General features: G+C 36.4%; 16 protein-coding genes and 1 tRNA gene. 7 read left to right on the forward strand and 10 right to left on the reverse strand.

Features of this window, described 5'->3' with window-relative positions; genetic code table 11:
* Nucleotides 1–11: 11 nt before the first annotated feature.
* From BUL40_RS01670 to BUL40_RS01690, 5 genes are all read right to left on the reverse strand, one after another.
* Nucleotides 12–1,634, reverse strand: coding sequence for a S41 family peptidase (locus BUL40_RS01670; RefSeq protein WP_010519515.1), 1,623 nt, complete (start codon nucleotides 1,632–1,634; stop codon nucleotides 12–14).
* Complete coding sequence (locus BUL40_RS01675; RefSeq protein ID WP_029511563.1) at nucleotides 1,621–1,998, reverse strand: ribonuclease P protein component; 378 nt, start codon at nucleotides 1,996–1,998, stop codon at nucleotides 1,621–1,623. The genes BUL40_RS01670 and BUL40_RS01675 overlap by 14 nt, the downstream gene beginning before the upstream one ends.
* 68 nt (nucleotides 1,999–2,066) lie before the next feature.
* Nucleotides 2,067–3,929 (reverse strand): M1 family metallopeptidase, encoded by a 1,863-nt coding sequence (locus tag BUL40_RS01680; protein WP_080317815.1) that lies wholly within the window; start codon nucleotides 3,927–3,929, stop codon nucleotides 2,067–2,069.
* A gap of 2 nt (nucleotides 3,930–3,931) precedes the next feature.
* Nucleotides 3,932–5,575 carry a S8 family peptidase gene (locus BUL40_RS01685; protein WP_080317816.1) on the reverse strand — a complete coding sequence of 548 codons (1,644 nt, stop codon included), beginning with the start codon at nucleotides 5,573–5,575 and terminating at the stop codon, nucleotides 3,932–3,934.
* A gap of 22 nt (nucleotides 5,576–5,597) precedes the next feature.
* Nucleotides 5,598–6,455: an MBL fold metallo-hydrolase gene (locus tag BUL40_RS01690; RefSeq protein WP_080317817.1), complete on the reverse strand. Its 858-nt coding sequence runs from the start codon at nucleotides 6,453–6,455 to the stop codon at nucleotides 5,598–5,600.
* A 196-nt stretch (nucleotides 6,456–6,651) separates the two neighbouring features.
* On the opposite strand from BUL40_RS01690, the gene BUL40_RS01695 reads away from it, so the two are divergent.
* A complete protein-coding gene (locus BUL40_RS01695) occupies nucleotides 6,652–8,520 on the forward strand; it encodes a cation:proton antiporter (RefSeq protein WP_080317818.1) in 1,869 nt (622 codons plus the stop codon).
* 77 nt (nucleotides 8,521–8,597) lie between these two features.
* Here the strand turns inward: BUL40_RS01695 and lepA are convergent, their stop codons facing one another.
* A complete protein-coding gene (gene lepA, locus BUL40_RS01700) occupies nucleotides 8,598–10,394 on the reverse strand; it encodes a translation elongation factor 4 (protein ID WP_080317819.1) in 1,797 nt (598 codons plus the stop codon).
* Between the two features lie 159 nt (nucleotides 10,395–10,553).
* Between lepA and BUL40_RS01705 the strand changes: the two genes are divergently transcribed.
* Nucleotides 10,554–12,989, forward strand: coding sequence for an outer membrane beta-barrel family protein (locus BUL40_RS01705; RefSeq protein WP_244901800.1), 2,436 nt, complete (start codon nucleotides 10,554–10,556; stop codon nucleotides 12,987–12,989).
* 43 nt (nucleotides 12,990–13,032) lie between these two features.
* A complete protein-coding gene (gene dusB, locus BUL40_RS01710) occupies nucleotides 13,033–14,025 on the forward strand; it encodes a tRNA dihydrouridine synthase DusB (RefSeq protein WP_080317821.1) in 993 nt (330 codons plus the stop codon).
* On the opposite strand, the gene BUL40_RS01715 is transcribed toward dusB, so the two are convergent.
* Both BUL40_RS01715 and rbfA read right to left on the reverse strand, forming a co-directional pair.
* Nucleotides 14,026–15,240: an ABC transporter permease gene (locus BUL40_RS01715; RefSeq protein ID WP_176465426.1), complete on the reverse strand. Its 1,215-nt coding sequence runs from the start codon at nucleotides 15,238–15,240 to the stop codon at nucleotides 14,026–14,028.
* Between the two features lie 3 nt (nucleotides 15,241–15,243).
* Nucleotides 15,244–15,639 carry a 30S ribosome-binding factor RbfA gene (rbfA, locus tag BUL40_RS01720; protein ID WP_080317822.1) on the reverse strand — a complete coding sequence of 132 codons (396 nt, stop codon included), beginning with the start codon at nucleotides 15,637–15,639 and terminating at the stop codon, nucleotides 15,244–15,246.
* A 69-nt stretch (nucleotides 15,640–15,708) separates the two neighbouring features.
* Here rbfA and mce point away from each other — a divergent pair, with 69 nt between their 5' ends.
* Both mce and BUL40_RS01730 read left to right on the forward strand, forming a co-directional pair.
* Nucleotides 15,709–16,113 carry a methylmalonyl-CoA epimerase gene (gene mce, locus BUL40_RS01725; RefSeq protein ID WP_080317823.1) on the forward strand — a complete coding sequence of 135 codons (405 nt, stop codon included), beginning with the start codon at nucleotides 15,709–15,711 and terminating at the stop codon, nucleotides 16,111–16,113.
* A gap of 57 nt (nucleotides 16,114–16,170) precedes the next feature.
* Nucleotides 16,171–16,247, forward strand: a tRNA-Ile gene (locus BUL40_RS01730).
* A gap of 122 nt (nucleotides 16,248–16,369) precedes the next feature.
* Here the strand turns inward: BUL40_RS01730 and BUL40_RS15705 are convergent.
* Both BUL40_RS15705 and BUL40_RS01735 read right to left on the reverse strand, forming a co-directional pair.
* Nucleotides 16,370–16,546 (reverse strand): hypothetical protein, encoded by a 177-nt coding sequence (locus BUL40_RS15705; RefSeq protein WP_176465427.1) that lies wholly within the window; start codon nucleotides 16,544–16,546, stop codon nucleotides 16,370–16,372.
* Between the two features lie 60 nt (nucleotides 16,547–16,606).
* The gene (locus BUL40_RS01735; protein ID WP_050810858.1) at nucleotides 16,607–17,317 is read right to left on the reverse strand and encodes a sulfite exporter TauE/SafE family protein; all 711 of its coding nucleotides are present in this window, start codon (nucleotides 17,315–17,317) and stop codon (nucleotides 16,607–16,609) included.
* Nucleotides 17,318–17,435: 118 nt separating this feature from the next.
* Between BUL40_RS01735 and BUL40_RS01740 the strand changes: the two genes are divergently transcribed.
* Nucleotides 17,436–19,247: a sodium:solute symporter family protein gene (locus BUL40_RS01740; protein ID WP_080318017.1), complete on the forward strand. Its 1,812-nt coding sequence runs from the start codon at nucleotides 17,436–17,438 to the stop codon at nucleotides 19,245–19,247.
* Nucleotides 19,247–20,341, forward strand: a complete 1,095-nt coding sequence (locus BUL40_RS01745; protein WP_080317824.1) for an acyltransferase family protein — start codon at nucleotides 19,247–19,249, stop codon at nucleotides 20,339–20,341. The genes BUL40_RS01740 and BUL40_RS01745 overlap by 1 nt, the downstream gene beginning before the upstream one ends.
* Nucleotides 20,342–20,343: the final 2 nt, after the last annotated feature.

Consider the following 20,343-nt stretch of genomic DNA (forward strand, 5'->3'; position numbering starts at 1 on the left):
ATTTATGGTCTCTATTTAAGTATAGCTTGGTATTTATTTGAATCACTTAGTAGGGTAGAAGCGGTTTTTATGGCCTCATCATTTTTTAAGTGATATTTATACAGGCCTTTTCTGTAAAAGTATCTAGGAATTAATTCTTCTTCTAATTTATGTTCTATTGCTTTTTTATAGGTATCTAGAGCTTCAATCTTACTTTTATCTATAGCCACCAAAAGTTCTTTATACTTTTCTTTTACGGCAGCCCCAAGTAAAGAATCTTCGTTCTGTAATTGCTCTTCTAAAACAGCTTCGCTTTTGGTTTTAAACGAGAATCCATTTTTAGCTACAAATTGTTTAAAGGCGTTATAGTCTGTTGTGCTTAAATTAAATTGATCCAAACTAGACAGCGGGTTTTGGTAGTAATATTGCGTAGCAAAATCAAAAATAAGGTGGTTGTTATCCAAAGCTCTTACCAAATCATTGGTTTTTTGCGTGGCCAATTCTATATCTGGTAAAACCCCACCACCATCTTCTACGGTTCTACCATTTTTAGTTTTAAATTGGTTGAAGGTAGTGTTTCTTATTGCTTTTCCGTTTTGATCTCTATTCCAATAGTCCAGTGCTTGTATACACCTACCAGAAGGTGTATAGTATCTTGATATGGTAACCTTAAGTTGGGTGCCATAGGTTAGTTTTAGTGGACGTTGAACTAGACCTTTTCCAAAACTTCTAGCCCCAACAATAACCGCACGGTCTAAATCTTGTAATCCGCCAGAAACAATTTCACTGGCAGATGCGCTCCTGCCATTTATAAGTACAACTAAAGGTATTTCTGTGTCTAAGGCCTTATTTTTGGTTTTATATTCTTGATTAAATTTTTTAACCTTGGATTTTGTGGTAACTATTAATTCACCTTTAGGCACAAATAGATTAGTAACGTTGATAGCTTCTGAAAGTAAGCCGCCAGGATTACCTCTTAAATCCAAAATTAGGCGCTCCGCGCCTTTTCCTTTTAAATCTATAATTGCCGCTTTGGTCTGTTCAGATGCTTTTCGGTTAAATTTAGATAAAACAATATACCCGGTTTTGTCATCTACCATTTCATAAAACGGTACAGCGTCTATTTCTACACCACCGCGCTTAATTGTGGTTTGTTTTGTTTCGCCTTGTCTTATATAGGTTACAGTTACCTCAGAATCGTTACTTCCTTTTAATAATTCGCTGGCATTATCATCAAAGTCTGCCACATTTATTTCGCCAATTTTAATTAATTCATCACCTGCCTTTAAACCAGCTATGTCCGCAGGGTAACCCTCGTAAGGTTCTACAATTAACAACTTGTCTTTGTAAGAACGTACTAGGGCACCAATTCCAGAATATTGGCCTGCGTTATTAATACGGTACGCCTCTACGTCTTGTTCATTTAAGAATTTGGTATAGGGGTCCAACTCGTCCAACATGTTTTTAATGGCAGCATCCATTAATTCTCCTGGGTTGGTTTCGTCCACATAATTCATATTCAATTCCTTGAACAGCGTGGTAAAAATTTCTATCTGTTTGGCTATCTCAAAGAAATCGCTCTTAAAACTACTACCAACTATAAAAAAGGTAACTGCAAGAACAGGAACCAAAAACCGCTTTTTAACTTTGCCCATCATTAGATTGTACTTTCTGGAGTTTATGAAAAAGTACCTTCATTTTCTTTTCTATAAAATGAAATTCAGGTATTTCCTTACCAAGGTATAAAATGGCGAACGCAAAATTTGCCTGAATGTTGTTAAAAAACACTTCTTTTTGAAGCCTATAATTCTCTCTTAATACTCTTTTTACGGCATTACGTTCTACCGCTTTTTTAAGTGTTCTTTTGGGGGCAATAAAAGCTACCTTATTAATTTTATTTTCAATGGGCAGGTAAACCAGCTTTAGTGGAAAGGCGTTAATTGATTTTCCTTCAGAAAATAATTTATCGATGATTATTTTTTCTCTAAGCCTTTCTTTGTGTGGTAGCGATGCGTTCATGTATACCAAAATTAAAAAAACCACCTTGGAATAACACCAAGGTGGTTTTTAATCATGTTAAATTATATTTACTGGTCTGCTTGCCAGTTATTGTTGTTACGATCAATATCTGCCATTAATTGAGACGGATCTATAGATATGCCCAAGACTTGATTTAAAGGTTTGTCTATTATCAACTCATAGGTGGGTTTTGCCCAAGACCAGTCTTCTTTTACGGTTCTTTTCAGATTGGGGTATGGATTGTCTTTTTCTCCACGCATCATTCTAAGGGGTATGTAATAGGTTTCTTGGTTACCATTACCATCTACTACCAAAATATCCAATGGCATAGGCATTAAACCTTTTCGCTCTAATATTACCTTAGTTTTGTTTCCATCTGCAACTACTTCGTTAATGGCATAATCTATGGTGTTGGTTGTCTGTGTCCAATCCGTTAGGTACCAATCTAGCTCCATACCGCTAACTTTTTCTGCGGTTCTTTTAATATCGTTTGGAGTAGGGTGTTTAAACTTAAAATCCTCAAAATATTTTTTTAAGGTTTCCATTAATTTATCTTGCCCAATTACATAACCTAGTTGCGATAGAAAGATAGAACCTTTGCTGTAGGCAGCTATGCCATAGGCAAAATTTAAATCGTACCGATCTGCATGTGTAGTTTGGGGTTGTTCTTTACCAGAATTTACCAAGGCATAATAACCTTTATAGGAACCTTCAAATGGATTTTCTTTATTTTGATCCATAATCTGATTCATACATAAGCTACTAATAAAGCTGGTAAAACCTTCGTCCATCCATGAATGTTTAGATTCATTGGTAGCCAATACATGTTGAAACCAAGAGTGTGCCATTTCATGAACGGTTACCCCAACCAAGCTACCAAAGCTACGGTCTCCTGTAATTAAGGTACCCATGGCATATTCCATACCTCCATCGCCACCTTGAATTACAGAATATTGGTCATACGGATATTGCCCCACGTTAGCACTTAAAAAACGCATGGTTTCTGCAGTTTTAGGCTGTAAATCTTTCCAGTTTTTAGTAAGCTTAGGGTCGTTTTTATAAAGAAAGTGTAAGGTAGGCCCATTTTCCATTTTAAGCACATCATGGACATATTCTGGATCGGCAGCCCACATAAAATCATGAACCATTGGCGCTTTAAAATGCCAAGTTAAAGTTTTGCCTTTTGTTTTAACCTTAGTGCCTGCGTCTTGGTAACCATGCCCTATTTCATTGGGGTTTTGCAAATAGCCGCTAGCCCCAACGGTGTAGTTTTTATCTAAGGTAAGTTTTACATCAAAGTTTCCCCAAACGCCATGAAATTCTCTAGCTATGTATGGATTGGGGTGCCACCCTTCAAAATCGTATTCAGATAATTTTGGGTACCACTGGCTCATACTCAAAGCCACACCTTCCTTACTGTTTCTACCAGACCTTCTAATTTGCAATGGAACTTGGCCTTTAAATTCCATTTCTAATACGGTTTTACTATTTGGTTGTATGGGGGTGGCCAAATCTACCACAAGGATAGTACCTTCTTCAGTGAATTTTACTGGAGCACCATCTTGGGTAAGCGAAATGGCATGCAAGTAGCCAATTTCTTCTGGAGTTAACGTACTTATTCTGCTTTTGCCATCTTCTGTTAGCATTCTTTTATCGCCGTCTTTGATTGTTTGCAAACGGATGTCCATATCACTACCGGGTTGAAAGGCGTTAAAATACAGGTGATAATAGACACGATTTAATACATCTGGTGAGTTATTGGTGTAAACCAGTTTTTGAGAGCCGGTATACTGATATGTTTCTACATCCATGTTAACATCCATGGTGTAGTCTACATGCTGTTGCCAGTATGTTTGGTTTCCTTGTGCCATCAATACCGTAGAAATACCACATACTACCAAAAAGGCAATCTTTTTAATTAAATGAATCATTGTTATTTAGCGTTTTGATCTAGATTTATTTTTCCTTTCGTAAAATTATCTGCCATAATTAATGCATTGTAGGCATTTACCATTTTACCAGATTTTGAAGCTTGTTTAAACGGTTTAGTATTCCCTTCTTCACCAGCAAGAATTACATTGGTTTTAGTGGTAATTCCAGATTGCATTAGTATTTGCTTAAGTTGTTTGGCGTTTAGTTGAGGGTACTGCCCTTTTAACAAAGCGGCCACCCCACTAACTGCTGGTGCGGCCATAGACGTGCCTCCCTGAAACTCGTATTTATTATTTGGCATGGTAGAGTAAATATTATCCCCAGGAGCAAAAACATCTACATTTTGGCTACCATAATTAGAAAATGATGCGATCATTTTAGATCCATAACTAGGAGAAAGGGCCCCAACGGTTATTACATTATCCGTAAATTCTGTTGACATAAATTTATGGTCGTTAGGGAAGTTTGGATTATTTGCATTGTCTAAATCATTACCATCATTTCCGGCTGCATGAACAATTAATACATTTTTAGAGGCTGCGTAGGTAATGGCATCGTAAACCCATTCTGCTTTTGGAGAAAAAGATTTTCCAAAGCTGCAGTTTATAATTGCAGCACCGTTATCTACGGCATATCTAATACCCCTAGCAATATCCTTATCATATTCATCTCCATTAGGAACGGCACGTATGCTCATAATTTTTACATTATTGGCAACACCATCTACTCCAATACCGTTATTTCTTTCTGCCGCAATTATACCTGCAACATGGGTGCCATGAGATTCATCTTCTACAAGATTTTTTGGATTACCATTTCCGTAATTAACATCAGTTAAATCATATGGGTTATCTCCTACCACTTCTCTGCCGTTAAAATCAACGTTTATATTGTAGTTCAATTTTTCGGTAAAATAGGCTACTCCCTCTTTTAATTGCGCCAAAACCTCATCTATACTGTCTTCGTATTGATACATTTGTTTTAACACACCAACATACTGTAGAAGCTCCTGATCCGTAGTTTGTATTTTGGCTAAATCTTGTTTTGTATAGCTTTCTCGTCCCAATTCTTTTTTAACGGCTTTATCCGCATTACCCACTATAAGGTACATTTGATCATACTGCTGTTTTTGTTGCAAGGTTTTTGGATATTCTTCATCTATCAGTTTTTGGGCTTTGGCCAAACTAGCGGCGTCACCAACCTTTAAGCGTAACATTCTAGCGTATTCTAGCTGCTCATTATAAGAATCTCCTAAAAAATTGTAGCCGTGTACATCATCTACAAATCCATTATTATCATCGTCCTTACCATTGTTTGGTATCTCTTTTGTGTTGGTCCAAAGTACACCGTCTAAATCTTCATGGTCCAAATCCATTCCAGAATCCAATACCGCAACGATAACAGTGCTTCCCTTTTTGTTTTTTAAAATATCGGCATAAGCTTTTTCCACGCTCATGCCTGGTATTGTATCTGTTAGCAAATCTTTATGGCCCCAAGATTGCTTTTCAGCATCTGTAAGTTCTATTACCTTAAGGGGTAATGCATCTATATTTTCAACTGGTGTAGATACTAAAGTAGTGGCTCCACAACCCACCAAAAAAGACCCAGATAAGGCCACTAAAGCAGTTTTAGTCAATTTTATCATGTAAGAAGTTTAGTTTTAGTTTTTAAAAAAGCTCGTCAAAGCTAAAAATATTGTCCACGCGAGCACCTTTTTCTGTTTCTTTTATGGAACAGATTTGATTGTGCGCGTCATGCTCAAAAAACAGTAAAAGATTGTCTTTTATAGCACTATTTAAAAAGTTATTTTTTTCATCTAGAGTTAGTAAAGGTCTGGTATCATACCCCATTACATATGGTAAGGGAATATGCCCTACGGTTGGAATTAAATCGGCCATAAAAACCAATGTTTTTCCTTTATAGTCAATATACGGAAGCATTTGTTTATCCGTATGGCCATCTACAAACCGTATTCCAAAACCAAGCTCTGATGTTTTTATAAAGGTTGAATTGCCCCGTTCTATAAAACACAACTGACCACTTTCTTGCATAGGCACTAGGTTTTCTTTTAGAAAAGAGGCCTTTTCCCGGGCATTTGGTTTTGTTGCCCATAGCCAATGCTCCTCATTGGTCCAGAATTTTGCATTTTTAAAAGCGGGTTCATAACCCGTTCTATCTTTATTCCATTGGATACAACCACCGGAATGATCAAAATGAAGGTGGGTTAAAAAAACGTCGGTAATATCATCTTTAGAAAATCCAAGGTTAGCTAAGGAATTTTCTATAGTATGGTTTCCCCATCTATGGTAATAGCTAAAAAATTTGTCGGACTGTTTATTGCCTAATCCTGTATCTATTAAAATTAATCGGTTACCATCTTCAATTAATAGGGAACGGGCGGCAATATCAATTAGATTGTTGTTGTCTGCAGGATTTGTTTTGTTCCAAATAGTTTTGGGTACTACGCCAAACATAGCACCTCCATCTAATTTAAAATTACCTGTTTCAACGGTATATAACGTCATGTAGTCTGCAATCTATACTAAAATGGCACGTAAAATAAGAAACCAAGGTGTAATCACCTTAAAAACATCTTATTATTATTTCTTTTTTAACAAATGCTTTTCCATTCAATTTATCTATTTGTTGATTTGGTTTTCTATGCCTTATAGAAGTAATGATTTTAAAAGAAAAAGGTTATTTTACCAAAAAATTTAAAATATGGTAGAATTAGCAGGTATAATCATTTTGGGGATTATTGCACAATGGGTGGCTTGGCGTCTAAAATTACCCGCCATTCTTCCGCTAATTTTAATTGGTCTCTTGGTAGGGCCAATAGCAACCATGTTTACAGAGGATGGTCAAAAATTAATTGAGCCTATTTGGAACGGGGAAAAAGGTCTTTTTCCAGGAGAAGGATTATATTATTTTGTTTCCTTAGCCATAAGCATAATTTTATTTGAAGGAGGGCTTACACTAAAGCGTTCAGAAATTGCTAATGTAGGTCCGGTAATTACCAAGCTTATTATTGTTGGTTCCGTGGTTACCTTTTTTGGGGCTGGAGTAGCTGCGCATTATTTGTTTGACCTTTCATGGCAAATATCGTTTCTATTCTCAGCGCTAATCATAGTAACAGGACCAACAGTTATTACTCCTATTCTAAGAAACATACCGTTAAAAAAAGATGTTTCTACGGTATTAAAATGGGAGGGCATACTTATTGATCCAATAGGTGCCCTAGTTGCTGTTTTGGTATTTGAATTTATAAGTGTGGGCGAAGGTTCCGGATATACACAAACGGCTTTGATAGAGTTTGGTAAAATTATTTTATTTGGTAGCACTTTTGGCTTTACGTTTGCACATGCTCTTGCTTTTGCCATAAAAAGAAATTTTATACCACATTATTTACTAAACGTTGTTTCTTTATCAGCAGTACTACTGGTTTTTGTAGAATCGGACTTATTTGCGCACGAATCTGGGTTATTAGCGGTTGTGGTAATGGGTATGGTATTGGGCAATATGAACTTACCTAACCTTAAAGAACTCCTTTATTTCAAAGAATCTTTAAGCGTCTTGTTAATATCCATTCTGTTTATTTTACTGGCCGCGAATATTAATATATCTGACCTTGAACTATTAGTGAACTGGAATACCGTTTGGCTTTTCTTGGCAGTAGTTTTTGTAATACGGCCAATTGGAGTTTTCTTGAGTACCCAAGGCTCTAATTTAAAATTAAAAGAACGCTTATTTATTGGATGGGTTGGACCAAGAGGTATAGTGGCCGCTGGTATAGCCTCTTTGTTCGGCTCTAAATTATTGGCTAAAGGTGAAGTTGGTGCAGAATACATTACCCCCTTGGTTTTTGTGATTGTTTTGGGTACGGTATTGTTAAATGCCACTACCGCTAGGCTATTTGCCCGTTTGGTAGGCGTTTTCCTTACCAAGTCCGAAGGTATTTTAATTATTGGCGCATCAAAGGTTTCTAGGTTAATTGCCAAGTATTTAAAAAAGAACAAAAGACATGTAGTACTTATAGATAGTAATCAGAATAATATAGAAAAAGCGAAAGCTTCTGGCCTTGAAGCTTTTGTTGCAGATATTTATTCAGATACATTAACGGACAATATTGAGTTAAACGACATGGGTTACTTAATGGCCATGACAGGAAACTCTGACATAAACAAATTCGCAATTGAAAAATTTACCTCACAGTTTGGTGAAAATGGTTCGTTTAGGTTGGTAGATTCAGATGAAATGAATAATCCGGATAACAACCCAAAAGAGGGATTGTTTTCCCATACGGATGATTTTATCAAGCTAACCGAAACTGCGAGAAAGAATAGTACCATCCACGAGATAATGATTAAAGATCGTGAGCATTATGAAGCCATGATAGAGCTTACAAAGGCCAATAATGCTATTATCCCGTTATTTTTAAAACAACCAGATGGCGATTTGGTTATCATTCCTTCTTTCAGTAAAGAATTCACAGAAATAGAAGAAGGCAGCCAATTGGTTTATTTAGGAGAAGAATTTGAATTTATAGAAGAACAACTTGATGATACAGAAGAAACTAATTTAAACGATTAATGCAGGGTTTCTATTCTTAAATAGTTCTTGGGATTTATTTTATAAAATCAAAAAAGCGGCAAATTTGCCGCTTTTTTTTAATCGTTTAGTTTTAAAACCGCCATGAACGCTTGCTGTGGTATTTCTACATTACCCACTTGTCGCATACGTTTTTTACCTTTCTTTTGCTTTTCCAAAAGTTTACGCTTTCTAGAAATATCCCCACCATAACATTTGGCCGTTACATCCTTTCTAAGTGCTTTTATTGTTTCCCTAGAAATAATTTTGGAGCCAATAGCGGCTTGTATAGGAATATCAAACTGTTGTCTTGGGATAAGTTCTTTCAACTTCTCGCACATCTTTTTGCCAATTGTATGTGCATTATCAAAATGTACCAAAGCAGACAAGGCGTCCACTGGCTGTGAGTTCAATAAAATATCTACACGCACCAATTTAGATACACGCATTCCAATTGGGGCATAATCAAAAGAAGCATAACCTTTAGAAACGGTCTTTAAGCGATCGTAAAAGTCAAATACAATCTCTGCCAATGGCATATCAAAACTTAATTCTACACGCTCTGGTGTTAAATAAGTCTGATTGGTAATTTGGCCACGTTTATCAATACACAAAGACATTACGTTACCAACAAAATCTGATTTGGTAATAATAGTTGCCTTAATGTACGGCTCCTCTACGCGGTCTAGCGTAGATGGGTCTGGCAAGTCTGATGGATTGTTAACAATTAGAATCTCTTGAGTATTTTTAGTGGTAAAGGCGTGGTAGCTTACGTTGGGTACCGTAGTGATAACCGTCATATTAAACTCACGCTCCAAACGTTCTTGAATAATTTCCATGTGCAGCATACCTAAGAACCCACAACGGAAACCAAAACCAAGAGCAGCGCTACTTTCAGGAGCAAACACTAGAGACGCATCATTTAACTGAAGCTTTTCCATAGAGGAACGTAATTCTTCAAAATCTTCAGTGTCTACCGGATAAATTCCTGCAAAAACCATTGGTTTTACATCTTCAAAACCTGCTATAGGTCTTGTAGATGGGTTGTCTGTTAGCGTAATGGTATCACCAACCTTTACCTCCCTAGCATCTTTTATACCGGTTATTAGATAACCAACATCTCCGGTGCTAATTTTTTGTTTTGGATGCTGTACTAGTTTAAGCGTACCAATTTCATCGGCAAAGTAACTTTTGCCCGTTGCCATAAATTTAATTTTCTGACCCTTTTTTATTTCACCGTTTAAAACCCTAAAATAGGTCTCTACACCTCTAAATGGATTATAGACCGAGTCAAAAACCAAAGCCTGTAAAGGTTCTTCCGGATTGCCTTCCGGAGCAGGAACCCTATTGATAATAGCCTCTAATATTTCTTCAATCCCTATACCTGTTTTGGCACTGGCCGGTATCACGTCTTCTGGAGCACAACCTAACAAGTCTACAATATCATCCGTTACCTCTTCTGGATTTGCACTAGGCAGGTCTACTTTGTTTAGTACCGGAATAATTTCCAAATCGTTTTCTAATGCCAAGTATAAGTTAGAAATGGTCTGGGCCTGTATGCTTTGGGCGGCATCTACAACCAACAAAGCTCCCTCGCATGCCGCTATAGACCTGGAAACTTCGTATGAAAAATCTACGTGACCAGGAGTGTCAATAAGATTTAAGACATAAGTTTCCCCCTTAAAATTGTATTCCATCTGTATGGCATGACTTTTAATGGTAATGCCACGTTCGCGCTCCAAGTCCATGCTATCCAACAATTGGTCTTGTTTTTCTCTTTCGGTAACAGAACCGGTAAAATCCAACAGGCGGTCTGCTAAGGTACTTTTACCATGGTCTATATGTGCAATAATGCAGAAGTTTCTTATGTGCTTCATTCAAGGAATGATTTTTAAATATGCAAAGATACTATAAGGAATTTTGATTGCTTAAAAAATATAGCGTCTATAAGGGTATTTGGTAAAATTTGAGCAGATTATTTAAAGAAGGTCTAAAATGCAATAAGTTATTACTGCCAAAAAAATAATTTACTAGATTTGAAGCATATCCAACTTACCATGCATCGATTATGTTCCCTCTTACTAATTAGCCTTTTTGCATCCCTATCATATTCACAAGCGTTTGATGTTTCTGGAAAGATAATTGACCAAGATGGCCAGCCCATCTCATTTGCTAATGTCCTATTATTGAGTGCTAAAGACTCTACCTTCATAAAGGGAACATCTGCATCTGAAGAAGGTGTTTTTGTGTTTGAAGAAGTAGAACCAGCGCTATATTTTTTAAAAGCAAGTTATATTAACAATCAGTCTTCTTTATTGGGAATAGATGTAAAAGAAAGCGTTCAGATAGGTGCATTAATTATACCCTTAAATGTAGAGGAGTTAAATGAAGTGGTTGTAGCCGCGCAGAAGCCTACGGTTAAAAGACTCGCAGATCGGATTGTTTTTAATGTAGAAAACACGGTAGTTAGCCAAGGTTCAACTTTAGATATTTTAAAAAGTACTCCCGGAGTTATAGAAAATCAAGGTGGTTTTTTGATAAGGGGTCGAAAAGCAACAATCTATTTAAACAACAGAAAAGTTCAACTTTCCAATGATGAGGTTAATGATTTATTGAAAGGGTTTTCCGGGGTAAATATAAAGTCTGTTGAGGTTATGGCAATGCCGCCCGCCAGTTACGATGCAGAATCTGGTCCTATTATAAATATTATTACAAATAAAAGTGTTTTACCGGGTTATAAGGGTAGCGTTAATGGCACCTATACCCAAGCTGTTTTTCCTAAATACAGTGTTGGTACCAGTCATTATTTTAAGACTGATAAATTAAATTTGTTCGCGAATTATTCTTACAACCCAAAAAAAGAAATTAGAAAGACTAAAAAGGGAATTAATTTTATTAATGATGCCAATCAGGTTTTCTCGATTTGGGATACAGATCTTGAAGAGCTCAAAAGGGCAAAATCACACAATGTTACTGTAACAGTAGACTATAAGTTAAACGATAAAAACAGTTTAAATTTTTCAAGCTATTATTTAAACAACCCAAATGAGACCAATAATGGTAATTCTGTAACTACTATTCTGAACAATCAAAAAACGATAGATTCTACATTTCGTACAATAAACCAATTAGAAAGAGATAATACCAATTTTGCTGCAGACCTTACATTTACCCATAGATTAAAAAAAGATGGGGCCAAGTTGGACATTAATACCCATTACACCAATTATTCTGAAAATTTTCAACAAGCACTTAACTCTAATTATTTTGATGCATCTGCTAATGGAGTTAGAAGCTTTGGTTTTGATACAAGTTCAAAACAAGATATTGAAATATTCATAGGTCAATTAGATATAACAACGCCCATAGGCAATGGTTCTTTGGATGCTGGACTAAAAGCTTCTGTGATTAACTCTGAAAGTAACATTGATTATTTTAATTTCTCAGGCTCAGATGAATCCATAAGCCCGAATTTATCAGATAATTTTTTATATGATGAAAATATTTACGCTGCCTACGCATCTCTTGTAAAAGATTGGGACAAATGGTCTTTAAAGGCAGGGATTAGAGGAGAGTATACAGATGCAAAGGGTACATCCCTGAACCTAGGATTAGCAAATGATCAAAACTTTTTTGAGTTGTTTCCATCATTATACATATTGCATACGCTTAACGAAAAAAATAGTCTAGCGTTCGATTATAATCGAGGTCTTGACCGTCCAAGATATAATGATTTAAATCCGTTTAGGAATTTTGTAAATGAGAATGATTTTGAAGAGGGAAATGCTAGGTTAACCGCTAGTTTTACTCAAAATTTCAATTTAAATTACACCTATAATGACGAATGGTTTTTTGATTTGTATTACAGAGATAATGGCCAACTCATAGAAAATTTAACATTTCAAGACAATGAAAACCTTACACAAAGAAAGCTAAAGCAAAACGTTTTAGAAAGTATATCGTATGGTTTTGATATTACATTTAGTAAGGGTATTATAGACCCGTGGTACTTATATGCTTATATTTCTATTTTTCATGAACATTTGGATGTAATTGCTGTAGAAAGCAATAACGCAATGCAACGATCTAGTGTAGATGGTCTATACGCCTATTGGGCAAATTATTTAACTTTGTCTAAAGATGGTACTTTCACAGGAGAACTGGGCTTCTCTTACATGTCAAATTTTAATTTTGGAACGTATATACAAGACGAACAAATTAACCTTTCTCTGGGTTTGAGAAAATCGTTATGGAATAACCGGGCGGCATTTTCCTTAACCATAGAAGATATTTTGGAAGAATATGTGCCTACCTACACCTCTAAATACCTAAATCAAGACAACTATTACAAAAGAAGACCAGAAACCCAATTTGTTCGATTTGGATTTACCTATAATTTCGGCAACTTTAGGCTGTCAGATAATCAAAGAGCAATTAGCAAGAGAGAACGAGAAAGATTAAAATCAGAGTAGATTTCTTAGAATTTGTAATTTTGCCTATCAAAAATTAAAAGAATTGCCAAAGATAGGAGACATTCAACTGCCAGAATTTCCATTGTTGCTAGCCCCTATGGAAGACGTTAGTGACCCACCCTTTAGAGCGCTTTGTAAAGAAAATGGTGCCGATGTGGTGTATACTGAATTTATATCTTCTGAAGGATTGATAAGGGATGCGGCCAAGAGTGTAATGAAGTTGGATATTTATGAAAAAGAACGCCCAGTAGGTATTCAAATATTTGGTGCGGAAATGGATTCCATGCTAGAAGCAGTAGATATAGTGGAACGTTCAAGACCAGATATAATAGATATAAATTTTGGTTGTCCGGTAAAAAAGGTAGTATCCAAAAATGCCGGCGCTGGTATTTTACGGGATATTCCATTAATGGTAAAACTTACGGAGGCCATGGTAAAACGCACCAACTTACCCATTACCGTAAAAACTAGATTAGGCTGGGATTCTGATTCTATCAAAATAGTTGAAGTTGCAGAAAGATTACAAGATGTAGGCATAAAGGCTATATCTATTCACGGTAGAACCAGGGTACAGATGTATAAAGGCAATGCTAATTGGGAGCCCATAGCTGCAGTTAAGAACAATCCTAGAATGCATATTCCGGTTTTTGGAAATGGAGATGTAGATACTCCGGAAGCAGCAGTAAAAATGCGAGACGATTTCGGTTTGGACGGAGCAATGATTGGCCGTGCCAGTATTGGAAATCCATGGTTTTTTAATCAGGTTAAACACTATTTCAAGACAGGAGAACATTTACCACCGCCAAACATGGCACAACGTGTAGAAGCCGCACGTAGGCACCTACAAATGAGTATAGATTGGAAAGGTGAAAAGCTTGGTGTTTTTGAGACTAGAAGACATTACACTAATTATTTTAAAGGAATACCCCATTTTAAAGAATACCGCATGAAAATGGTGACCAGTGATGAAGCCGCCGATGTTTTTGCTACGTTTGATGAGGTATTGGAGAAATTTGCAGATTATCAGTTTGCCTAATTAATTTATGGCTAAAAGCTTTTTGGTGATGCGGCTACTGGCAATTTTGGCCGAAATAAGACCAAGTACAAATATGGTGGCTAACACAATAAGTAGATTAATCCATTGAAATTCTACCGGGTAAGCCAAACTAGGGGTTATTTTAAGCCATTTAAAAGCAAGTTGGGAGCCCACGATCAATACACCTAAGAAAAGACCGAATACCCCACCAAAAGAGGTGACCATAAGCCCTTGATAAAAGTAAATTTTTCTTAACTGCTTAATAGTGGCACCAAGGGCAAATAAGGTTCTTGAGTTTTGTTGTTTGTCCAAAATCATCATAATAATGGCCCCAACAACATTAAAAAGGGCAATGATTAACACAAGGGTAAAAATTAGGTATGTTGCTAAATTTTCCGTGTTTAACATTCGGTATAGTGTTCCGTTCATTTCACGCCTGTTTAGCACCTTAATATTTTTACCAAATACTTCTTTTAATTTCGCTTGGGTTTCGTCCAATTTGTTTTCATCCTTAATTTTAAAATTTATACCAGAAACCTCATTAGGATTTTTATCCAAAAAAGCCTGTGTTATTGGTAATTGGGCAAAAACATACTTCTTATCCAAATTGTCTTCTACGGAGTAGACACCACTGGCAACAACAGAAAGTTGATTATAAAAGTTATTAGAACTTAATGCGTTTGCAGAAATAGAACCTTTGCCAGGCTTAAGGGTTATTATGCTTAGTGGCTTGGTATAATTGTTTAAAGGGCCACCCAAAAGATTAAAAACACCCATTCCTATTACCACTTGGTTTTCTGCAACGCCCCAATTGCCAAATACTAGGGTGCTGTCTATAGCGGTGGTTTTTTTATATGCAGTATCTATACCTTTTATGTGGGCTATATGATTTTTACCATCATAGCTAAGATAAACACGCTCCTCAATCTCTTTTGCGTAAGAGGCTATATTTTCTAATTTTTCTAGTTGATGCTGAGTCTCTTCTGAAAAACTAAAAAATTTCCCTTCTATTGGAACGGCTTTTAAATCAGGGTCAAAAACGTTGGTAAACTGTAGACTAAATGTTTTAAGTCCCGCAAACGCAGATAATACGATAAACAGAGCGGCCGCACCGATAACAATTACCAAAAAAGTGATAAAATTAATAATGTTTACCGCATTTTGGCTGCTCTTAGAACGGAGGTAGCGCCCAGCTATGTAAGTCGATAATGACAATGGTTACGATTTTTTCCGCTTATCTAAAAGGCTACGGTCCTCTATAGGATTTTCAATTCCTTTTAAAGACTGCTCTATTCCATCAATATAATCAAGAGAATCATCTTTATAAAAAATAAGATTGGGTACCCGCCTTAACTGATTTTTTGTGCGCTGTGCCAATTCGTGCTTAATCAACGGTTCATTAGATTTAATACCCTCCAATAATTCGTCAGCATTTTTAGACGGAAAGATAGAAACGTAAACTTTGGCAATAGACAGGTCTGTGGTAATTGTGACTTTTGAAACGGAAATCAAAGTTCCTTTTAACCCACCATCCGTTGCTGCTCGTTGTAAAACCTCTGCTATGTCTTGTTGGATAATACCAGCTATTTTACGTTGTCTTTGTGATTGTTCCATACTGCAAAATTATTCATTTCATTGGCAATGTGAACTATTACCGTAATTTTAGGTAAAAATTACAAGTTCATGAATAAAATTGAACACTTGGGAATAGCGGTAAAAGACTTAGAATCTGCTAATATATTGTTTGAAAAACTATTGGGTACACCGCATTATAAGGTAGAAGAAGTGCCAACGGAAGGCGTGCGTACCTCCTTTTTTAAAAGCGGACCCAACAAAATAGAATTGCTTGAGGCCACAACTGAAGATAGCCCAATAGCCAAGTTTCTCTCCAAAAAAGGAGAAGGGGTACACCATGTAGCATTTGCGGTAGATAATATTGAGGAAGAAATTTCTAGATTAAAAAAAGAAGGCTTTACCGTTTTGAACGAAACCCCTAAAAAAGGAGCGGATAATAAGCTGGTTGCTTTCTTACACCCCAAAACCACAAATGGTGTTTTGGTAGAATTATGCCAAGAAATAATTGAATAAGCTTAAATTATTTTGGTGTAATAGAAAATAAAATATAATTTTGCACCCCTAGAAATTGGTCCTATAGCTCAGTTGGTTAGAGTAGCTGACTCATAATCAGTTGGTCCCTGGTTCGAGCCCAGGTGGGACCACCAACGGAAAAGCCCTTACAAGTACTTGTAAGGGCTTTTATTTTAACTTGATTTATTCTCATTAAAAAACCCTTGTTTTTTGCAAGGGTTTTTTTAATTGTTCGAGTTAGCTATCACACGAAACGTTATAACTGAGCTAGGCCTTGGTCTAACTCAGGCACTATTTGGTTTATAGTTTGGGTAATTCCTTCTTTAATATTAGCACTGTTGACAACCAAAACACTATAGAAAAGTATTGCACTGGCAATAAGAACAGCACCTAGTATAAAACGTTTTTCAAAAGATATTGGTTTAGTAGTCATTTTTTTATATGTTAACTAAAAGTAAAAATTTCTTTTTAATTAACAAAATATTAAGACATCTTATTTAAGTAAGATAGCTACGGCTCCTATCGCGGTAACTATAAGTATAAAGCGGCGGTAGTTTTTTTCCTTAATAATTCGTACAGCCTTAATACCCAAAAACATGCCTATAAATATGGCCGGCAATAGTTTTAAGTCTATAAGTAAAGTTTGCCAAGTAATAGTTTTCCAAACAAAAATGTGAAAAGGTAGTTTAAAGGCATTGGTAATAAGGAATAACCAAGCCGCAGTGCCTACAAAGACATTTTTTGGAAGCCGCATGGCCAGAAAAAAGATATTGCTAAATGCCCCGGCCAAGTTACCGATCATAGTACAAATTCCAGCAAGAATACCTACGCCACCTGCAAAGGTCCAATGGGTAGGTACCTGCTTAGATTTTCTTTGGTCCCAATAAATTAGAATAGCAAGGCTTAAAAATATAACGATTACCATACCTATTTTAAACTGTAGCTCGGGTAGGTCTTTCCCTATTACCACACCAATAAGAATCCCGGTAATCATCCAAGGTAAAAACCGGCGAATGTAAACCCACTCTGTATGTCTGTTATAATAGATTACGGCAATAATATCGCCTACCAATAATAAAGGCATTAAAATTCCAGTAGACTCTTTTGCCCCAAAAGCTAAGGCTAATAACGTTACGTTAAAAATGGACAATCCTTTTAAACCAGCTTTAGAAACGCCCAATAAAAATATAGAGGTAAACGCCATTGCCCATGCAGAAACGGCTATTGTAGATGTTGTTAAGATAAGTTCCAATTGCGTTCAGCGATTTAAGGATAAAGGTATTTTAAATTATTTTATATTTATCGTTAACCAACTATCAATTATGCAACTCTCTTCTCTAGACTATGGGTTTATCATAGTATTCTTTTCCATCATTTTAGGCATTGGTATATACGTTTCTAAAAAATCTGGAGAAAGTTCTAGTCAATTCTTTTTGTCCGGTAGAACAATGCCATGGTGGCTTTTAGGGCTCTCTATGGTTGCCACAACGTTCTCTACGGATACACCCAATTTGGTAACAGATATTGTTAGAACAAATGGTGTAAGCGGTAACTGGGTTTGGTGGGCATTTTTAATTACCGGCTTATTGACCGTATTCGTCTATGCCAAATTATGGCGAAAATCTAACGTAAATACGGATTTGGAGTTTTACGAATTACGATATGGAGGTAAGCCAGCTAGCTTTTTAAGAAAATTCAGGGCTATTTACCTAGGCGTAATATTCAATGTAATAACCATGTCCGCGGTGACCTTGGCAGCTATTAAAATAGGAGGTATCATGTTAGGGCTAGAACCTTGGCAAACCGTAGTAAGTGCAGGCCTAATAACAGTTATCTTTAGTGCCCTCGGCGGATTTAAAGGTGTGGTATATACCGATTTTCTTCTGTTCTTTGTTGCTATGGCAGGCGCATTGGGCGCTGCTATATATTTGGTAAATCTACCAGAGGTAGGAGGCATTACCGCTTTGGTGTCCAATGATATTATAACAGAAAAGCTGTCTATTTTACCAGACTTTAGCAATACAGAAGCTTTGATAACCTTATTAATTATACCGTTGGCCGTGCAATGGTGGAGTTCTTGGTATCCTGGAGCAGAGCCGGGCGGCGGTGGTTATATTGCACAACGTATGTTAGCCGCCAAAGACGAAAACCATGCTATTGGCGCCACGTTTTTCTTTAATATTATGCATTATGCATTAAGACCTTGGCCATGGATATTGGTGGCTTTGTCTTCCTTAATCGTTTTTCCAGATATTGCAAGTATCCAAGAGGCATTTCCTAACGTACCTGCAGATAAGTTGGGGCACGATTTAGCCTACCCAGCCATGCTAACCATGCTGCCTAGCGGACTTTTGGGAGTAGTGTTAGCTTCTTTAATAGCTGCATACATGAGTACAATAAGCACGCAATTAAACTGGGGTAGCTCATACATTGTATATGATTTTTACAAACAACAGGTAAATCCAAATGCCAGTGAAAAACAATTAGTAACGGTTGGTAGATTGTCTACTGTTGTATTAATGGTGTTAAGTGCTATTTTGGCTTTGGCACTTCAAAATGCATTACAGTTATTTGAACTTTTATTGCTTTTTGGAGCTGGTACGGGTTTAATATTTATTTTGAGATGGTTCTGGTGGCGTATTAATGCTTGGAGCGAAATTGTAGCCATGTTCGCTTCCGGTATTGTTGCCATATTATTTAAAGTAACTGCTGTAGGCCCTTTTTTGTTCAACACAGAAGATGGTTTGTTGCCAAGTTGGGCCGAATACCCAACTATGGTAATTATAATAAGTGTTTTCTGGTTGGGCGCTACTTTCATGACCAAGCCAGAAGAAGATGCCGTACTTGAAGATTTTTATAGAAAAATACAACCGGGCGGACCTGGATGGAAAAAGGTGTTGGCAAAGGCAAAACAAAAGAACATTGAAATTATTAATACTTCAGAAAAATGGAGTGTGCCTTCAGGTATCACTGCTATGTTGTTAGGCTGCGTGCTAATATATAGCTGTATGTTCGCCACCGGTTATTGGATTTATGGTGAAACAAAATTAGCATCAATATTAACAGTTGTTGCACTTATTTCTGGCGGGTTATTAATTAAAACTTGGCGGGGAATGAGAAATAACATACTATAATGGATGTAAATAAGCGGATTGTTGCGGTAGATATTTTTAGGGGTATGACCATTAGTTTAATGGTTCTGGTTAATACTCCTGGTACATGGTCTTCTGTTTATAGCCCGTTTTTACACGCACAATGGCATGGTTATACACCCACAGACCTGGTTTTTCCGTTTTTCCTTTTTATTGTTGGCACATCTATAGTATTTGCTTACAAAAACAAAAAGCCCTCCTTAAAGACATATAAAAAAATAGGCGTAAGAGCTTTAAAGCTTATTATTCTAGGCCTATTTTTGGGAGCATTTACGCTTAGCTTTCCATTTTTTAAGGATTTTGAGAACATTAGATTTCCTGGAGTATTGCAACGCATAGGAGTGGTTTTCTTTATAACGTCTGCTCTATTTTTAAACTTGAACTGGAAAAAATTAATATTTGTTGTTTTAGTACTCTTGTTTGGTTATTGGGCGTTAATGACACTTATTCCAGTAGATGGGCAGCCTTCCACATTAACTAGGGCACCCAATAATCTAGCAAACTGGTTAGATGTACAACTGTTTGGAAGCCACAACTATAAACCTGATTATGATCCAGAGGGGTTTTTAAGTACCCTACCCGCTATTGCAAGTGCCTTACTTGGTGTATTTACCGGTGAAATTTTAGTTGGTAAGCAAAAGAATAAAACAGCTTTATTATTTGGTTTAGGAGGTTGTTTGCTTATTGTAGGTCATTTATGGGATATAGTTTTCCCTATTAACAAAGCATTGTGGACAAGCTCTTTTGTTTTGGTTACTGCTGGTTGGGCAAACGTAGTTTTAGCTATAATTCACTACCTCTCAGATGACAGAAAAATAATATTTGGAAGTATTTTTAAGTATGTTGGCTCTAATGCAATTACCATTTATTTTCTAAGTAGTTTCATTTCAAAGTTGTTTTACCTAATAAAAGTTGAAGGTGAAATTTCAGTACATGAGTGGTTGTTCCATACCGTATATGTACAAGATTTTATTCCATTACAATTTTCATCTTTATTGTATGGCTTAAGCGTGGTTGGGTTTTATTGCTTTTTAGGGTATTTCTTATATAAAAAAGGAATTTTTATAAAAGTCTAGTA

The sequence above is a fragment of the Croceivirga radicis genome (genome assembly GCF_002072105.2).
Taxonomy (GTDB): Bacteria; Bacteroidota; Bacteroidia; order Flavobacteriales; family Flavobacteriaceae; genus Croceivirga; species Croceivirga radicis.